Annotated in this window: 16 protein-coding genes and 1 tRNA gene; 11 read left to right on the forward strand and 6 right to left on the reverse strand. The window is 35.8% G+C overall.

What is annotated here, in order from left to right:
* Nucleotides 1–48 precede the first annotated feature (48 nt).
* The 6 genes from HNS38_RS02385 (at nucleotide 49) to HNS38_RS02410 (ending at nucleotide 5706) form a co-directional block, all read left to right on the forward strand.
* Nucleotides 49–237 carry a hypothetical protein gene (locus HNS38_RS02385; protein ID WP_172281296.1) on the forward strand — a complete coding sequence of 63 codons (189 nt, stop codon included), beginning with the start codon at nucleotides 49–51 and terminating at the stop codon, nucleotides 235–237.
* A gap of 348 nt (nucleotides 238–585) precedes the next feature.
* The gene (locus tag HNS38_RS02390) at nucleotides 586–1338 is read left to right on the forward strand and encodes a PKD domain-containing protein (RefSeq protein WP_172345922.1); all 753 of its coding nucleotides are present in this window, start codon (nucleotides 586–588) and stop codon (nucleotides 1336–1338) included.
* Nucleotides 1339–1510: 172 nt separating this feature from the next.
* Nucleotides 1511–2644, forward strand: coding sequence for a glycosyltransferase (locus HNS38_RS02395; protein WP_172345923.1), 1134 nt, complete (start codon nucleotides 1511–1513; stop codon nucleotides 2642–2644).
* A gap of 191 nt (nucleotides 2645–2835) precedes the next feature.
* Nucleotides 2836–3864: a dehydrogenase gene (locus tag HNS38_RS02400; RefSeq protein WP_172345924.1), complete on the forward strand. Its 1029-nt coding sequence runs from the start codon at nucleotides 2836–2838 to the stop codon at nucleotides 3862–3864.
* 1 nt (nucleotide 3865) lies between these two features.
* Nucleotides 3866–4555 (forward strand): nucleotidyltransferase family protein, encoded by a 690-nt coding sequence (locus HNS38_RS02405; protein WP_172345925.1) that lies wholly within the window; start codon nucleotides 3866–3868, stop codon nucleotides 4553–4555.
* Nucleotides 4556–4689: 134 nt separating this feature from the next.
* Nucleotides 4690–5706, forward strand: coding sequence for an NAD-dependent epimerase/dehydratase family protein (locus HNS38_RS02410; protein WP_172345926.1), 1017 nt, complete (start codon nucleotides 4690–4692; stop codon nucleotides 5704–5706).
* Between the two features lie 198 nt (nucleotides 5707–5904).
* On the opposite strand, the gene selD is transcribed toward HNS38_RS02410, so the two are convergent.
* From selD to HNS38_RS02440, 6 genes are all read right to left on the reverse strand, one after another.
* Nucleotides 5905–6939 carry a selenide, water dikinase SelD gene (selD, locus tag HNS38_RS02415; protein ID WP_172345927.1) on the reverse strand — a complete coding sequence of 345 codons (1035 nt, stop codon included), beginning with the start codon at nucleotides 6937–6939 and terminating at the stop codon, nucleotides 5905–5907.
* 10 nt (nucleotides 6940–6949) lie between these two features.
* Nucleotides 6950–7558, reverse strand: coding sequence for a sulfurtransferase-like selenium metabolism protein YedF (gene yedF / locus HNS38_RS02420; RefSeq protein ID WP_172345928.1), 609 nt, complete (start codon nucleotides 7556–7558; stop codon nucleotides 6950–6952).
* Nucleotides 7559–8027: 469 nt separating this feature from the next.
* The gene (locus tag HNS38_RS02425) at nucleotides 8028–8909 is read right to left on the reverse strand and encodes a hypothetical protein (protein ID WP_172281308.1); all 882 of its coding nucleotides are present in this window, start codon (nucleotides 8907–8909) and stop codon (nucleotides 8028–8030) included.
* A gap of 92 nt (nucleotides 8910–9001) precedes the next feature.
* A complete protein-coding gene (selB, locus tag HNS38_RS02430) occupies nucleotides 9002–10963 on the reverse strand; it encodes a selenocysteine-specific translation elongation factor (protein ID WP_172281310.1) in 1962 nt (653 codons plus the stop codon).
* Entirely contained in the window at nucleotides 10960–12363 is a 1404-nt protein-coding gene (gene selA / locus HNS38_RS02435; protein ID WP_172281312.1) for an L-seryl-tRNA(Sec) selenium transferase, read from the reverse strand. The genes selB and selA overlap by 4 nt, the downstream gene beginning before the upstream one ends.
* A gap of 67 nt (nucleotides 12364–12430) precedes the next feature.
* Nucleotides 12431–12521 (reverse strand) — tRNA-Sec (locus HNS38_RS02440).
* Between the two features lie 267 nt (nucleotides 12522–12788).
* Between HNS38_RS02440 and HNS38_RS02445 the strand changes: the two genes are divergently transcribed.
* The 5 genes from HNS38_RS02445 to HNS38_RS02465 all read left to right on the forward strand — a co-directional run bounded on the left by HNS38_RS02445 (nucleotide 12789) and on the right by HNS38_RS02465 (nucleotide 17742).
* A complete protein-coding gene (locus tag HNS38_RS02445) occupies nucleotides 12789–12980 on the forward strand; it encodes a T9SS type A sorting domain-containing protein (RefSeq protein ID WP_172284868.1) in 192 nt (63 codons plus the stop codon).
* A 68-nt stretch (nucleotides 12981–13048) separates the two neighbouring features.
* Nucleotides 13049–14419 carry an MFS transporter gene (locus HNS38_RS02450; RefSeq protein WP_172284869.1) on the forward strand — a complete coding sequence of 457 codons (1371 nt, stop codon included), beginning with the start codon at nucleotides 13049–13051 and terminating at the stop codon, nucleotides 14417–14419.
* A gap of 36 nt (nucleotides 14420–14455) precedes the next feature.
* Nucleotides 14456–15115: a hypothetical protein gene (locus tag HNS38_RS02455; RefSeq protein WP_172345929.1), complete on the forward strand. Its 660-nt coding sequence runs from the start codon at nucleotides 14456–14458 to the stop codon at nucleotides 15113–15115.
* A 290-nt stretch (nucleotides 15116–15405) separates the two neighbouring features.
* Nucleotides 15406–16404: a porin gene (locus HNS38_RS02460; protein WP_172284863.1), complete on the forward strand. Its 999-nt coding sequence runs from the start codon at nucleotides 15406–15408 to the stop codon at nucleotides 16402–16404.
* Between the two features lie 12 nt (nucleotides 16405–16416).
* Entirely contained in the window at nucleotides 16417–17742 is a 1326-nt protein-coding gene (locus HNS38_RS02465) for a hypothetical protein (protein ID WP_172284862.1), read from the forward strand.
* The last annotated feature ends 118 nt before the right edge of the window (nucleotides 17743–17860 follow it).

The raw sequence follows: 17860 nt of genomic DNA on the forward strand, positions 1-17860 counted from the left end.
TTATCTTTGAGAAATAATTTACAAAGTTCTAATTTTAATTTAAGCCTTATGAAAAAACTTTTACGTTTTGCTTTTGTCATGCTGGCTGCGTTAACGATGAACACATCGTTTGCACAAACACCATTGACTGAAGCGGTGGACTTTACAGCCACCGACACAGAAGGTCACACATGGAATCTCTTCGATTTATTAGATGAAGGTAAATATGTTGTGATTGATTTTTTCTTTACTACTTGAGCGTATTGCCCAGCATCAGTACCCCTTCTCAATGCAACCTATGAACATTTTGGTTGTGGAGATTATGATGTAACAATATTATCCGTTGATAACGGAGACACAGACGCACAAGTCATTGCCTATGATGAAAACCTAGGTGTACTTTATCCTTCAATTAGTGGAATAGATGGTGGTGGAAATGCCATCTGCTCTTCCTACCAAATTGGAGCTTACCCAACACACATTATCATTGCTCCAGATCACACTATCATTGCACAAGACATTTGGCCTGTTTCAAGTCCCAGTGACTTTATCGATCCATTAGAAGCTGCTGGCTGTGAAGCTAACGATTGTGATGGTGGAAGTACAATGACTGCAGATTTTGAAGCAGACATGACTGATCCTTGTGCTGGAAGTACAGTAACGTTTACAAATAATTCATTTGGAGACATTACTACTTATGCTTGGGTATTCGAAGGCGGAGATCCTGCTACTTCTGATGAAGAAAACCCAGTTGTAACTTATGAAACTCCTGGAAGTTATGATGTAACCCTTACAGTTTCTAACGACGTAGAAGAAGATGAAACTATAATGGAAGGGTATATTACTGTTATGGATTTAACTGCTAGTTTTGAAGCCGACGAAGTGGATATTTGCGATACTGAAATGATTCAGTTCTCAAGCTCCACAACTTGTTCAGAAGAATTACAGTGGACGTTTGAAGGTGGAGACCCTGCTACTTCTGATGAAGCAAACCCATCGGTCACTTATCATACTGCTGGAACTTATTCAGTGACCCTATCTGCTATAAATGGCGATAATGAAGTTGAAGTGATTGAGGAATCTTATATCACAGTTCACAATTGTACTGGTATTGGTTCTTTAGCATTAAACAAAATGAGAATTTCTCCAAACCCAGGTGATGGAAACTTCCAAGTGAATCTTCCAAAAGCAGGTAATTTTGAAGTTCAAGTTTATGATATCGCTGGACATATAGTTTATACCACTACCTTAACTTCTGAAAACAACAACTTAAATATCTCTAATTTAACAGATGGTATTTATGTGATTAGTGCCAATAATGGCATTACTCAGTTTAAAGAAAGAGTAGTTATCAAATAAATGATTTTTTGTATTCCACACGAATACGCTAAATATATGGAGGAGTTTGATTTATTCAGACTCCTCTTTCTTTTGTGCCTTAAAAACTAGATTTCTTTATATCTCTCAAGCTCGGAATTATATTTGCTTTTTCACTACTTTTACCGCCCATATTAAGCAAGACAAAAAGAATATGAATATAGTGATACTCGGAACTGCTTTTCCCTTTCGTGGTGGATTGGCTGTTTATAATGAACGATTGGCCAAGGCATTTCAAGAAGAAGATATCCAAGTTAGAATTCATACCTTCAAATTACAATATCCTTCCATCCTTTTTCCTGGAAAAACACAATATGCTGATTGGGAAGGTCCAAAAGACTTAGATATTGAAGTCTCAGTCAACTCCATCAATCCATTTAACTGGCTGAATGTTGGAAAGAAGATAAAAGAGATGAAGCCTGATATTTTGATCATGAAATATTGGCTTCCTTTTATGGCTCCTTGTTTTGGCACTATAGGTAGAATCGTGAAAAAGAACAAACATACCAAAGTGATTTCCATCCTCGATAATATTATTCCTCATGAGAAAAATATTGTGGATCGTATTTTCTCAAAATATTTTGTAGGAGGAGTGGATGCTTTTGTTGGAATGTCGAAGAGTGTATTGAGTGAGTTAAATCAGTTTAACACAACTAAACCTCGTGCTTTTTGTCCTCATCCTCTTTATGATAATTTTGGTAAGAAAGTAAAGAAAGAGGAGGCCATAAAGAAACTAAACCTCGACCCAAAACAGAAGTATATATTATTTTTCGGACTCATCAGAGATTATAAAGGCTTGGATTTATTGATAGAATCTTTTTCTAAGAAAGATTTCGCCAAAGAAAATATAAAGCTCATTGTTGCTGGAGAGTTTTATTCGGATCAAGAGAAATACACCAAACTGATAAAAGACCTGAACTTGGAAGACCAAATCATTCTGGCCAATAAATTCATTCCAGATCCAGAGGTAGGATTATACTTTGGAGCTGCAGATATCATTGCACAGCCTTATAAAACAGCTACGCAGAGTGGCGTCACTCAAATTGGATATCATTTTGAAAAACCTATGCTGGTGACTAATGTGGGAGGCTTAGCAGAAATCATTCCTGACGAGAAAGTGGGCTACGTGGTAGAACCTAATCCAGAAGCCATAGCAGAAAAACTATTTGAATTCTTTGCCAAGGATAGAGCAGAAGACTTCAATACTAACCTGCTCGAAGAAAAGAAAAAATACGAATGGTCAACCATGACTAAAACTATATTAGATTTGTATCAGGAAATTCAATAAAAAAGAAAAAATTGTCTACGCATTGAGTAGAGAATTGTCATCGACTTATTTCTTAGCCAGCATGCATCTAAGCAAGATTAAAAAACATGTCAATTTAATTGACGATATTCCTATAAACTATTTTAAATTTGCCTCAAGTTCTATTAGAATATCATAAGAACTAACAAAAACATACAGCATAATAAGACAAGATGATTATAAGAAGTAAAGCACCATTACGATTAGGATTAGCAGGCGGAGGCTCTGATGTATCTCCCTATTCCGATATTTATGGAGGAGCCATTTTAAATGCCACCATCAATATGTATGCACATGCTACTATTGAGGAAAGAAATGATGGGAAAATCGTTTTAAATTCTGAAGATAAAGGCGAATATATTGAGCTAGAAAGTATAGAAGAATTAGAGATTAATGGCGAACTGGATTTGCTCAAAGGAATCTATAACCGAGTGGTGAAAGACTTTACAAAGAAAGCCCTATCTTTTACATTAACTACCTATGTCGATGCACCTCCTGGTTCTGGACTAGGAACCTCCTCCACTTTGGTTACCGCTATTCTAGGTGCTTTTGTAGAATGGTTAAAATTACCTCTTGGAGAATATGATTTAGCACATCTAGCTTATGAAATTGAGCGAATAGACTTAGACATGGCAGGCGGAAAACAAGACCAATATGCGGCTACTTTTGGAGGAGTTAACTTTATGGAATTTTATGGTGATGACAAAGTAATAGTAAATCCATTACGCATAAATCCAACTATTTTAAATGAATTGGCACATAATTTAGTCCTTTATTATACTGGAACCAGTCGTGTTTCTGCTCAAATTATTGAAGCACAACGAAGCAATGTGAATGAAAAGAAACAGACTTCTATCGACGCCATGCACAAGATTAAACAACAAGCCACCAGCATGAAAGAAGCCTTACTAAAAGGTGAATTAGAAAAAATTGGAGAAATTCTAGACTTTGGCTGGCAGCATAAAAAGAAAATGGCAGATAATATCACCAATTCTGAAATTGACCATTTATACGATAGCGTAATAAAAGCCGGAGCCAATGGCGGTAAAGTGAGTGGCGCAGGAGGTGGAGGCTTTATGTTCTTCTATTGCCCAAAGAACACACGTCATCAGGTAATTAGAGCCTTAGATGATATCGGGGGCAATGTAAAGCGTTACGAGTTCGTCACTCAAGGATTACAAACCTGGACCATAGATTCATAGTATGATCAAAGAAGCCATCATTTTAGCAGGAGGATTGGGCACCAGATTAAAAGGTGTAGTTAATGATATTCCAAAACCAATGGCTCCTATCAATGGCATCCCCTTTTTGAAATATTTACTAGAGGATGTTCATCAATATGGAATTGAGCGAATCATTTTAGCGGTAGGTTATAAATGGGAAATGATTCAGGACTATTTTGGTCAAGAGTTTATGGGTATGAAAATCATTTATGCGATAGAGCATGAACCGCTTGGAACCGGAGGAGGCATTAAGAATGCTATGGCCCATTTACAAAATAAAGATTTCTTCTTACTCAATGGCGATACCTTTTTCAAAGTAGATTTGAGAGCTTTGGAAACCCATTATCAAGATACTCAATCTGACCTTTGTCTTTCACTAAAAGCTATGACAAACTTCGACAGATACGGAACAGTGACTTTAAAAGGAAATCAAATCATAGCTTTCCAAGAGAAAAAACAAATGGAGGAAGGATTGATTAATGGTGGAGTTTATGCTTTGAATACAAGCATCTTTGAATTAGCCAAAGACCAAAAGAAATTCTCCTTTGAAACCGATATTATGGAATCTGGCTTGGAGCAATTTAAAGTTCAGGGCTTTATTTCTGAAGCTTACTTTATAGATATCGGAATTCCGGAGGATTATTTACAAGCTCAGATGGATATAAAATAGAAAGACAAGATTACAAGCTCTATAGTTGGAAGGCGGAAGCAGTTCACTTCATGCTTTAAGCAATAATATCGAACATATCTAGGAGATAATTAATATTTCAAAACACAAGTCGAAAAATAATTGAGAATATAAAAATGATACTAGTAACAGGAGGAACAGGTTTAGTGGGCGCACATTTACTTTTTGATCTTTTACAAAAAGAAGACAAAGTCTGTGCTATAAAAAGAAGCCACTCCTCTTTAAATCAAATAGAAAAGATATTCTCATTTTATTCCTCCGACCCCATAAGCCTCCTTGCTAAAATAGAATGGAGAGAAGCTGAATTATTAGACTACTTTTCCCTTGAGGAGGCATTAAAAGGAATTACACAAGTTTATCATTGCGCCGCCATGGTTTCTTTTAAGAAGAAAGACAAGCAAAAAATGATGACTGCTAATATTGAAGGAACGAAAAATCTGGTCAATGCCTGCTTACATAACAGGATTCAGAAGTTGGTTCATGTGAGTTCTATTGCGGCATTAGGGAGAGCCGAAGCTGGAGAAAGTGCCAGCGAAAAAACACCTTGGAAAGATAGCGATAAGGATTCGCCTTATTCTATTAGCAAATACCAGTCGGAAATGGAAGTTTGGAGAGGAATTGCTGAGGGACTAAATGCTGTCATCGTAAACCCCTCTGTTATTTTAGGCCCTGGCGATTGGAGTAAAGGAAGCCCTTCATTCTTTAACATGATGGCCAAAGGTATGAAGTATTATAGCCACGGAATGAATGGCTACGTTTATGTGAGAGATGTGACCAGAGCCATGATTGAGCTCATGGAATCTGATATCAATGGAGAACGATTTGTTTTAAACGGAGAAGATCTCACTTACCTAGAATTTTTTAATATGATGGCCAAAAGCCTCAACAAACCATTTCCTAGTATTGAAGCAAAAGCTTGGATGATGAATTTGGCATGGAGAGGAGCCTATATAAAAGGATTAATCACCCGAAAAACACCTGAACTCACGAAATCTACAGCGCGTTCGTTTATGAGTTCCTATAGTTATTCGAGTGAGAAAATAGAGAAGTCCATTAGTTTTGAATTTACTGCGTTGCAAAAAGCGATTATGCTGATAGGAGATTGCCATTTGAAGGACAAGAATGTTCTATGATTAAAACTATCACGCAAAGCCGCGAAGGCGCAAAGTCATTATGATAGTAAAAAAGTTCGATATCCGACCACTTGTTAGCCACTAATGCACGAATTAGAATAAAACAACGGTAGTTTCTATTTTCACGAATAAACCCAGAGCTGATTCTTTTAACGAATTAACTTTACGGACTTTAGGCACTTTATGAACTCAAAGTACTTAAGACACTTCCACTAAGAAATCACCCTTAGCTTTTACTTCTCCCACAACAGCAGAATGGGGATAAACTGAACTTCTCAAATCTTGAAGCATATCATTTACAGCATCTTTTGGGACACACATCAATAATCCGCCTGAGGTTTGAGCATCGTGAATGAGCATTTTGTGCTCGTAAACTACCTCATCGCTAAAATGACAAAACTCTTCAACAAATTCTTGATTTCTAAAGCAAGCACCAGGCAAGCAACCCAGTTCTGCTAATTCGTAAGCCCCTTTGAGAAGTGGCAGCTTTTGAGTTGCCAAATGCAAACATACATTGCTAGCTAAGGCTAGTTTATAGGCATGACCTATTAAGCCAAACCCAGTAACATCAGTAGCACATTTTACATCATACTTTTGCATGATTTCGGCACCATTTTTATTCAGAAGCTTCATATTATCCAAACAAGCTTGATAATCTTCTTGATTAACCTCCCCTATTTTTTTGCCGGCCAAAATCACACCGGCACCAATGGGCTTGGTAAGTATTAAAACATCACCTGGCTTTGCATTAGAATTGGTAATCACTTTATCTGGATGAACCAATCCACTCACTGCCAAACCATATTTGGGCACCTTATCAGTGATGGTATGACCTCCGACTAAATAACCGCCAGATTCAATTACTTTATCCTGACCTCCTCTAATGATTTCTTTCAATGCTTCCATAGGTTTATCAGCAGGAAACTCTAATATATTCATGGCAGTAATCACCTTGCCTCCCATGGCATAAACGTCACTCAAAGCATTGGCTGCCGCTATTTGGCCAAACTCATAAGGATCGGAACAAACTGGAGGAAAGAAATCAGTAGTTTGAATGAGTGCCGTTTCTTCGTTTATCTTATAGACACCAGCATCATCGTGAGTACTAATATCCACCATTAATTCAGGGCCTGTAATATGAGGCAAATCGGCTAAAGCTTTATCTAATTCTTTGGCAGGAAGCTTGGCTGAGCAGCCACCTTCTTGGCCAGAAGCTAATAAATCGTAAATCATAATTTAAGTCTTAAGGATAAATGATATTGCCAGCAGCTGTGATTTTCTCTAAAATATCCAGCATATTAGAAATTCGACCAACACCCACCTCATCCATTTTATTATAATATTCGAGGCAAGTACCACAGATATGAATCTCCACACCCATCTTTTCAAGTTCTAGCAAAGGTTCTAATACAATAGAATCTTTTAAAACCAAATGAATTCCAATATTAGCAAACACAATAGCGGAAGGTAGTTTAGAAACATTGGGTAAAGTATTAAAAAATCCGGTTAATAGCATTTTTCCAAGCTTTTCATCACCATCTCCAAAAGTTTCTTTTTTCACACAAACCATGTAATCGCCTTTGTTTGAAGTGGGAATTTCACAATATTCTTCTGGAGTACTTTGCTCAAAGCTTCCTCCTTTTTTTACTACCAAAATCTCGTAAACTCCATTATCCTCATTTACTTGGACTTCCATTTTATTATCGGAGAGAAATCGACTCACATTAAACTTGGCACTTTCATTATCTACAAGAATTTGTAGTGTTTCAGACTCCTCCATATCTAATAAGGCCTTTTTGGTCATGATTAAAGGCTGAGGACATAGCTTTCCTTTAGCATCTATTGTTTTCATTATAATATTTTTTGGTGATTATGTAATGGCAAAAGTAAGCTAATAGGGATTAGGATCAAATTGTGGGCTTATTTCCGTTTTGATGAGTTTTTGAGCTGTGGGAGAATATAGGTCGGGTTTAAATCTAGCTAATGAGAGATAAACACTTTCTTTTTTACCTAGATCGCCGCTCTACTTCCCGTTTCAAATCTAAGATGGTTCTGGCGGCTCTATAAAAATCTACGCTGTAGATTTTCTATAAATATTGCGCTCCTCTGGAGCTTTGAAAAAATATTTATTTCTGAAAATAGCAATTATTGAAACACAATTTATTCGTTCGAAAAACTAGCAAAAGAGCTCCAGAGGAGCGAAATCTCTATAAAAACAAGTAAGAAATGAAAATTTTTAAGCCGCCAGTTTTATAGCTCAAATAGGAATGAAAGGAATGCGGCGATATCTTAAATTTAGAAGCCATAAAAACATTCAGGCTTCACTTCCAAATACCTTTATAATCCGGTATACGGTACTTTCCATTATACATGATACTATCACGATTGTTATGTATTTCGGCTTCAGAACCAATATTAAACCATAACACATTTCCAGAAACGTCTTTACCCACTAGCTTATTAAGTTGTTTCCTGGGCTCTTGATTAAAACCTTCCATAATAGCCATGAAACCTTGCTCTTCCTTTCCTTTCTTCAGTTCACATTTAGCAATTATTGGAAAAAGAATTAATTCTCCATTTGGGCTTTGCTGATAGACTTCAAACTGATTAAAGGCCATTTTTTCAATATCTTCTTGGCCTTGAGAAAATAGAATATTCGAACCATTCTTAAAAGTAAAAACTCTATTACCCAATTTATCAAAAGTCACTTCATTTCCATCTTTTTGAGAAAATGCAATCAGGAAGATTCCTATCTGGTTTTCTGGGACAATGATAATATCTTTCTTTAAGTTATTAATTTGAGAATTACTTTCTTCTAAGTTCTGACTATTAATCACTTTTCGCAAGGCAGTTACTTCATCAATTCGGAAAGAATCAATATAGGTCTTATAATTACAACAAACCATTATGTCTTCCCTAGGCATCAAAAGAAGTTTATCAATCATTCCATCTTCAGAAAATAAGAAAATGGAGTCTTCGGATATTCTATAATGATAGCTTTGAGTTAATCTAAACTTATCTCTAAGTGTCCAAAAGAGTGAATCTGGACTAATTGAAACCCCTAATTTAGAATTAAAGCCACCAACCCAATCTCCATAAATCATATCAATACTTAATGGTTTTTCTTTAGCCTGATTACAACTTGAAAAAACAATTAACACAAAGGAAATCAGAATAGGAATGTTTTTGATGTTTTTTTTCATTTCAAATGATTTAGGGAATACTTAAGCATTCTTATAACGTTATAAGAAATATTTTATTATTCCCCAATATTACTTAGAGCAACCAATCAAAATCACATACTAAGTATTCTCAATCCAAACTCCGTAATTTGCGTCCTATAGTTTTCCTTTTTATGTTCTGAAGTAATGAGTATTTTCTCTGCTTCAAACATTTCTATCAAAAAAGGCAACATTTTCTTTGACAAACCTGTTTCCTGCTTTAGTGGTTGAAGGAATAAGCCCTCTTTATGATTGGCTAAAACCTGAAGTAATTCCTTGCGATATTTCATGACCAAAGAAGCATGGGCATATTCATTTTTATAATAACTCAGTTTACCATTTTGAATGAGGAAATCAATATAAGAAGCCAATTTGTCTTTACTTATCATTCTTTGATAGGCAGCCTGATTGATATCCACATAGATGGGTTTTTGAGGACCATAATCTTTTATAGTTTGCTCTAACCACTCTATATCTGCTTTTTCTTTTTTACTCAACTTGACTTCATGCGAAGACAAAGCCCAAGTCATAGCAATGGATTTTATATGTTTATCCTCCTCCATTTTTAATAATAAATGAGGAAGGTATTCTTTGAAAACTTTGTTTTTATTTAAACCTAACTTTCCTAGAAGTTCCAATTCGTTTAAACCCTTGGTGAGCATGGGGTTTTTCTCATGAAATTCTAGTATTAAAGCTTTTACTTTTTTAATGATTTCCCATTCCGCTATTTCCGCCATATAGATATGATTGGGATATAGAGAAATGCCTTTCAAATTTTTATCTTCTTGGAGCAAATCCTCTTCTGTCATCTTTAATTTATCTTTCAATAAATGTAGATTTAGAGGAAGGTTTTCTTTCTTAAGCTCGATGAGAATCAGCTCTGCCGTTTTTCCTTCATTGAGGATTCCATCGACGAGTAATTCCAGTGATTGGAGTAGCTTTTTGGTTCTTTTACGGTGATGCAAAGGTTTGGCATCGATGATAATTCCTCCTCCTATGCTCTTATCGCCAGAGGAGTTTCTTAAGATGAATTTATCTTTATGAATCAATACACTTTCTTTCTCCAAAACCAATTGAACTAGCCCAGACTCCCCAGGTTTGAGTTTATCTTTGTCGAGTAAATGCATCCTTGCTTGAGTATCGAAAGTACCTGAATGAAAAACTACTGTTGACCAAATACCCAAATCCACAGAATTCTCAAATAAGGTGATATAAGCATCTATCATCAAGGTATTTTCCAATTCTTGATTACTCAAAAGCATGCCTCTTTCAAAATCATCGGGTTTTAATCCAGTCAAGTTAAAAGCGGCTCTATCTCCAGCCACCACTTTCTCCACCTTTTTTCCATGACGCTGGATTCCTCTTAATCGTAATTTATCTTTATTTCCAGGCAAGAGAAAAACCTCTTCTTCCACTTCAATTTCTCCATTTAAAACAGAACCCGTTACCACAGAACCCATTCCTTTTACCGTAAATATTCTATCGATAAACATGCGGAAGAATTGGTCTTGTTTTTGAGTTTCTATTTGAGGTATTATATTTTCTATTTCTTGCTTCAACTCATCAAGTCCTTGTCCACTTATACTACTCACTCCTACTATTGGGGCTTCTTCAAACTCCGTTCCCTCGAGCCACTCCATAATCTCCAGCTTGGCCAATTCAGCAATTTCTTCATCCACCAAATCAATCTTATTCAGCGCAATGATGGCTTTCTTCACTTTTAAGGCTCTGATGATATTAAAATGTTCTTTGGTTTGTGGCATCACGCCAGAATCAGCAGCAATCACCAGTAAAACGAAGTCGATGCCACAAGCGCCTCCTACCATAGTATTTATAAAATCTTTATGACCGGGGACATCGATAATACCCACAGAATGACCCGATGGCAAATCGATATGAGAAAATCCCAGATTGATGGTGATTCCCCTCTCCTTTTCTTCTTTGTGGGTATCACAATCTATATTTGTTAAAGCTTTAATCAGCGAAGTTTTCCCATGATCCACATGGCCCGCTGTCCCCATTATTAAATGCTTCATAAACCTAATTTTTTATATGCCTTTTTGATTAATTCGGCTACATCATCTAAATCTTTCTCTTGCAGGCAGAGTAAATCAACATATATGCTTCCACTCTTTAAATTGGTCAATAGCGCAGGCTTTTGATTCAACAATTCATGATAGAATTGTTTTCCTGTACTTTTTCCTTTTCCTAAATTTAGTTTCACAGAATAGGAATCCAAAACTAGATCGGGTAAAGTTCCCCCACCATATTGACCTTTGCTGGGTTCTATGCTGCTAGAGATACTCTTTTTAGCCAATAAACTTTGTAAATATTCTGAGGATTCTTTTCTTTCAAGCTTTGGTGTATTTAAGGTTCTAAAGAGCACATTATGTTTGAACAGATCCTGATCGTTGAGATAGTAAGAACAAGCCTTTTCGAGTATGGCGAGTGTGGTTTTCCCAACCCTTAAGGCGCGCATCATGGGCTCCTTTTTCAGTTTTTGGATGAACTCCTTTTTACCGGCAATTATGCCAGCCTGAGGACCACCAAGCAGCTTGTCCCCACTAAAGCAAATCATATCGACTCCTGAGGCTAAAGCTTGCTTCACGTCCGGCTCGTTCATCAAAGCCTTCTCGTCTACTTTCCTTAACAAGCCTGAGCCTATATCGTAGACTGTTGGAATATCATACTTCTTTCCCAATCCGGAGAGCTCCTCTAAAGAAAGCTCCTGAGTAAAACCTTTAATTACATAATTAGATGTATGAGTTTTAAAAAGCAAAGCTGTATTTTCATTGATGGCTTTTTCATAATCTGCCACCTTGGTTTTGTTGGTTGCTCCTACTTCTACCATTCCACAATCTGATGCCGCCATAATTTCTGGAATGCGAAAAGAACCGCCTATCTCTATCAATTCTCCTCGTGATACTATAGCTTCTTTTCCTCTACCAAAGGCTCGAAGAATCAACATAACAGCAGCGGCGTTATTATTTACTATCACTATATCTTCGGCACCGGTCAGGTATTTTAAAATTTCGCTGGCATGATCGTTTCTTTGTCCTCGGCTTCCTTTCGCCAGATTAAACTCTAGATTATTATAGCCTTTCAACACGTCGAAGACCTCCTCTAAAAGTTCTTCTCCATAGGGAGCTCTTCCGAGATTGGTATGGATAATAATTCCTGAACCATTCAATATGGGTTTCAAACTTCGCTCTGCAATTTTCTGAATACGAGAAACACATTCTTCTCCAATATTGTCCATGTTTAAAGATTCCTCTCCAGCTAAAATCTGTCGCCGATAATTACTAATCACCTCTCGAATAACAGCAGTCACCAAGTTCTTACTGTATTTTTTAATCAACGGCTTTATGCTAGCATATTGCAAAACCTTATCTACTCCTGGGAGATTTCTTATTTGTTGGGAAGAGAAATTCGTCATATTGATAGCTTATTAATAAGAAAAGAAGAACACAATACTTCAATAATGGGGAAATACAAAATTAGCCGAGAGGGCAGGAATCGAACCTGCCACAGCCGGTTTTATCCGTCTGCTACCGGTGTTGAAGACCGGGTGAAACACCAGTTCCGTCCCCTCTGTATAATCAAGACATCAATAATACAATTTTTTTTGGCTAGGGTTGTCTACTTTGTGAAATATTTTAGAAAGTATTAGAAAATCATAAAAACAGAGCCTTGTATATGAGCACGTTACCATTTTGCCTGATTAATAAGTAGATTTAAACTCTAATTAAGAATTACTCCAAGAAAAAAAGAAAATAAAAATTAAAAAAGCCTCCCTTAAGCTGAATATGGATTTAAAAAGTCAAGCTTAGGGTCCTGATTTGAGCCTTTATCACTTTTTTTTTGATAAATATTGCCAATCCAAATCACAAGCTACTTATTTACAATTCTCTAGGAAGTATCATGCATGAAGAGGATATCAAGAATATCGAAACTTATATTGACATTAGTGATTTTGCCTTTGGAATCTATATGATTAAATTAATTCATCCACAGAAAAAATGGATAGAAAGCAGAAAACTAATCATTGATTAATAAAACAGCTAAGGCCATTAAAAAAATTCGTATCTATGCTAGCTTATTGAAACCAAGTAAACATAGAAATGGAAAATTCTACTGAAAAGAAAAAAGCTGAATTCCCAAGAAGCTTTTGGACCGCTAACTTAACTGAGTTATTTGAAAGAGGTGCCTATTATGCCATGGCCAGTTTCGTGGTCTTATATCTAGGTCAATTAGGTTTGGGAGATTATTGGCCCAGTAATTTAAATGGTATCTTGTGGACTTTAGTATTTTTCTTGCCAATTCTTTCTGGGACCATTGCCGATCAAATTGGCTTTAAAAAATCCATGCTCATCGCTTTTGTACTTTTAGCTGCGGGTTACTTTACCATGGGATACCCAGTTTGGTTCGGAAATCAAACACTAAACCCTGTCATAGGTAGTGAAATGACTGCCGGAATTGGAGTACTCCTCCCCATTATTCTGGCCATTACTTTTATTGGAATTGGTGGTTCTATTATCAAGCCTTGTATAGCAGGAACGGTACAGAAAACCGCTGGAGCCAATATTACTCTTGGTTTCGGAATCTTCTATATGATTATTAATATTGGTTCGCTACTGGGTAGGGGTGTCAGCTATATTGTGAGAACAGAATATGACTTGAGTTATATTTTTGCGGTTTCTGTATTCTTCTCTATCGTAGCCTTTTTTGCCGTTTTATTTTTCTATACCGAGCCAGAATCTGATATAACAGAAAAAAAACCTAAAAAATCCATCCTCAGGATTTTAGCCGACATGGTATTGGTTCTTAAGAATTCCAGGTTTGCTTTATTTATGATAGTTTCCAGTGGATTCTTCTTTATCTATGCTCAAGTTTATAATGTACTTCCACTTTATCTACAAAAAGTGGTAGAACTGAACCCAGCAGTGGATTTAGTCACCATGGCCAATCCATTTGTAATTGTATTCTTCCAATTACTCATCACTAAGAAATTCGGTAAGATGAAGCCCATCCAATCTATTATTGTGGGTATTATCATTATTGGAGTTTCCATGAGTATCAATTTGATACCCATATTTATGAATGGAGGAGTAAGAGCACTTACCTTTGGAGAATATATTCCACTAGGAACCTTATTCATCACGCTTACAGTGGGATTAATTGCTTTTGGAGAATTGTTTACATCCGCCAGAACTTATGAATATATTGGAGCCCTAGCACCCAAAGGACAAGAGGGATTATTCTTAGGATATGCCAACCTTCCATTGGCCATTGGAGCTTTAATTGGCGGGCCTGCTGGAGCATTTATTTTCCATGAAATTATGTGTAAAAATGCCACTCCACTAGAATCAGGACTATTAGACTTAGACCCTTTCTGGAATTCGATGGGTTGGATATTATTAATGGCTATTGGCTTTGTTTCTGCACTTTCTATGTGGCTTTATAATCGTTGGTTAAAGAATAATCCGATATAAATAAACTACATTTGCACAACCGTTTTAATAACACCTATGAAAAGCATTAATAACTTAATATTCGGTATATTAGCTTTAGTTTTTCTCTCATCATGTTCCTCGAGCAATCTACTTGATTATTCAACGACCTGTCTTTGTAAGGTGACGGAAAACTTTTCTGCAAGCACTGATGAAGAAGATAATTCAACCAAAGAATTTATTTTTACGAACAGTCCACTTTTCAAACTTGGGGTTCTAAAGTACGATTTCGCACTTAATATGGCTATTTTAATAAATCAAGATATTAAAATTGATTCCTTAACAACCCTAAAGATCACTGTAGATAAGGGCAACTCAAATATAAAATCGTATAAGTTTTATTCTTCTGAACTTAAAAATATGACTCCTAAACATACCGAAATTCACAATATCATCAGTTCGTTTGTTGAAAATACTTATACTGGAGATTTTCATAAGTGTAAAGAAAACTTAGGGTTTGATATAGAAGATGAAAAGCTTAACTCTATAATGACCAAAATAAAAAAAGGACTTAATCATGAATATGTCCAAACTAAAATGATTAGCTTCAAGAAAACCAGAGAGAATATATATCACATATATGGAGGAATTTTGACAAGCGATGAAACACTTGATTTATTTAAAATGCAATTTAAGGAAATTGATAACCGACTTCAGATTGTTGAATTCTCCTTCTAAAGAGATAAATTAATATAAAATTAACCTAAACTTAATAATTGGAAATCGATGTGATTTTTGAGTGTTTTTCTTGGATCGAAGCACTAATTAATGAAAATACTCTTTAATCTACCATTTCGAAACAAAAGCACATACCACTCATTATCACATCTATATAAGCTTTACGAAAAGGTATACAAATCAAATCCTCTATCAATTCCCCCAATTAATGATCTCTTCACATTAAATAATTGTTCATTTAATAATAATTACAATATCACTATACTTGCATTTTTTAAAATCAAAACTAAATGAAGAGTCTAAAACTTATTATTTTGTTAGCAATCATGCCATTAGGATTGCTAGCCCAAGAGACAAAAGAAAAGGCATGGTACGAAGTTGGAAGAGTATACGGAAAGGTTTTTACTAATGTACATTATGGCCTAGGAGATACTGAAGACAAAGCTTTTGAAGTAAAAAGAGCATACTTTGGCTATAAGGCTGATATTGATGAGCATTTTTCTGGAAATATTAAATTGGATATTGGAAACCAAAACGATATTCAAGATTATGCTGCAAAGAAACGTTTTGCTTATTTTAAAAATGCTTTTGTTCAATACAAGTACAAAGGTTTAAAGATTCAATTTGGTATTGCAGATGCTTTCCAATTTAAAGTTCAGGAAAAGTTTTGGGGATACCGATATATTCAACAAAGTTTCCAAGATAAAAACAAATTTGGCTCCAGTGCCGACCTGGGTATTTTTGCTTCCTATAAAATAAGCGAGCAATTATCCACAGATATCTCATTCACCAATGGTGAAGGCTATTCCAACATACAGCAAGATGAATATTTCAAAGGCTCCTTTGGACTAACCTACAAACCTATAGATGCCTTAGTAATTAGAGGATATGTAGATGCCTATCAATCTGAAGACATCACCCAATATTCAGCAAATGCTTTTATTGGTTTAACAACAAAGTATTTCACCTTAGGAAACGAATTTAACTACCAAGCCAACACATCTCATGTTGAAAACCATGACCGATACGGCCTCTCATTTTACTCTACAGTGAAACTGGTCAATAAAGTTAAGTTTTTCGCCCGTTACGACTACCTTTACTCTAACATCCTTGGAGGAGATGATATTCCATGGAACTTAGCAAAAGACGGTAGCAGCATAACATCAGGGATAGAATATCAGCCCATCAAGAACGTAAAAATGGCTCTGAACTATCAAGATTTCATTGCCTACGCTGAGAATGCAGCCGATTCCCATTATTTGTATTTTAATATTGAGTTAAACTTTTAAACCCCTTGTAAGATGCAAAAGAACTTCACAATAATACTTATTATAAGTCTCCTTATTTTTTCACAATCTTGTAGAAAAAGCGATTATAATTTACCTGTAGATGCCACAGTAATTACGGATAATGGCAGTGGTACAGGTACTGTAACATGGAAAAAAGGAGATGATATTACATTACAGGGATTTGTTTTTGTAAATGATGGCCAAGTTTTAACCATCGAGCCAGGAGCAATTATCAAGTTTAAAGAAGGACAAGGAGCTACAGCTAGCGCTTTAATCATTGCCCGCGGTGGAACCATCATTGCAAACGGAAATTCAGAAGACCCTATTATTTTCACTTCAGAATTAGACCTTTTGGATGGAACACTCTCTAAAGACTCTTATGGTTTATGGGGTGGTTTGATTATATTGGGAGATGCTCCTCTTAATACTGAAAGTAGTGAAGCCTTCATCGAAGGAATACCAACCAGCGAACCTCGTGCCTTATTTGGTGGACAAAACAAAGAAGACTATTCAGGTGAACTTTCTTATATCTCTATTCGTTACCCTGGAACTATATTAAACGAAGGAAATGAGATTAATGGATTAACATTAGGTGGTGTTGGCAACAATACCCTAATTCATCATGTTGAAATTATCAATAGTGCTGATGATGGTATTGAAATATTTGGCGGAACCGTAAATATAAAACATGCTATTTGTATCAATTCTCATGATGATATCATTGATTTTGATTTAGGATATCAAGGTAAAATGCAATTTATTCTAGGCTTACAGAAAGAGCAAGTGGGTGATAATTTACTGGAAACCAATGGTGGAATCGACCCCATTTATGGTCTTCCTATTACAAAGCCAACAATTGCAAATGCTACTTTAATTGGCAATTCTAGATCATCTAATAGCTGTATGAGTTATTCGAATTTTGCAGCCGGTATCACCGCAAATTCTATTCTTTATAATACTTCTTCAGGAGCTAGGAATGAATACCTTAATGGTTCTACCGATTCTTATTCTCAATGGAAAAGAGAATTATTAAAAATAGAAAGCAATATCTTTTATAATATCGCTAATAATGTTGAAAGCAATGTTTTTCAACTATATGGAAACCAAAATGAGGAGGCCTCTCAATTATGGTCTGTCTATTTTACCGCTGGAAATAATGAGATTACCAATTTAGGATTAAGTATAGATGGAGAAATAAAATTGGCTCCAGATGTTCCAACAGGAAATAATCTATATCCTCTCGACGATTGGTTTGAAATTACAAACTACAAAGGGGCTTTTGGAACCTACGATTGGACTGAGGGCTGGACTGTTTATAAGGATTTTCTAGAGGATTAAGTATTGCAATCCTTCTAGTAATTCACCGAAGCTTATAAACAAATAAAAACTGTTACTAATCAGTCAAGTGTCAATTTACTGTAGTTGCCCATAATAAATGATTTTTTTGTTTTGCCCC

It is taken from the genome of Lentimicrobium sp. L6 (assembly GCF_013166655.1).
In the GTDB taxonomy this organism is placed as follows: Bacteria; Bacteroidota; Bacteroidia; order Bacteroidales; family UBA12170; genus UBA12170.

Excerpts from the sequence above, each read along its gene's own strand:
- HNS38_RS02385 (WP_172281296.1), top strand. The coding sequence starts at position 49 with ATGAAAAAACTTTTACGTTTTGCTTTTGTCATGCTGGCTGCGTTAACG.
- HNS38_RS02390 (WP_172345922.1), top strand. The coding sequence starts at position 586 with ATGACTGCAGATTTTGAAGCAGACATGACTGATCCTTGTGCTGGAAGT.
- HNS38_RS02395 (WP_172345923.1), top strand. The coding sequence starts at position 1,511 with ATGAATATAGTGATACTCGGAACTGCTTTTCCCTTTCGTGGTGGATTG.
- HNS38_RS02400 (WP_172345924.1), top strand. The coding sequence starts at position 2,836 with ATGATTATAAGAAGTAAAGCACCATTACGATTAGGATTAGCAGGCGGA.
- HNS38_RS02405 (WP_172345925.1), top strand. The coding sequence starts at position 3,866 with ATGATCAAAGAAGCCATCATTTTAGCAGGAGGATTGGGCACCAGATTA.
- HNS38_RS02410 (WP_172345926.1), top strand. The coding sequence starts at position 4,690 with ATGATACTAGTAACAGGAGGAACAGGTTTAGTGGGCGCACATTTACTT.
- selD (WP_172345927.1), bottom strand. The coding sequence starts at position 6,939 with ATGATTTACGATTTATTAGCTTCTGGCCAAGAAGGTGGCTGCTCAGCC.
- yedF (WP_172345928.1), bottom strand. The coding sequence starts at position 7,558 with ATGAAAACAATAGATGCTAAAGGAAAGCTATGTCCTCAGCCTTTAATC.
- HNS38_RS02425 (WP_172281308.1), bottom strand. The coding sequence starts at position 8,909 with ATGAAAAAAAACATCAAAAACATTCCTATTCTGATTTCCTTTGTGTTA.
- selB (WP_172281310.1), bottom strand. The coding sequence starts at position 10,963 with ATGAAGCATTTAATAATGGGGACAGCGGGCCATGTGGATCATGGGAAA.
- selA (WP_172281312.1), bottom strand. The coding sequence starts at position 12,363 with ATGACGAATTTCTCTTCCCAACAAATAAGAAATCTCCCAGGAGTAGAT.
- HNS38_RS02450 (WP_172284869.1), top strand. The coding sequence starts at position 13,049 with ATGGAAAATTCTACTGAAAAGAAAAAAGCTGAATTCCCAAGAAGCTTT.
- HNS38_RS02455 (WP_172345929.1), top strand. The coding sequence starts at position 14,456 with ATGAAAAGCATTAATAACTTAATATTCGGTATATTAGCTTTAGTTTTT.
- HNS38_RS02460 (WP_172284863.1), top strand. The coding sequence starts at position 15,406 with ATGAAGAGTCTAAAACTTATTATTTTGTTAGCAATCATGCCATTAGGA.
- HNS38_RS02465 (WP_172284862.1), top strand. The coding sequence starts at position 16,417 with ATGCAAAAGAACTTCACAATAATACTTATTATAAGTCTCCTTATTTTT.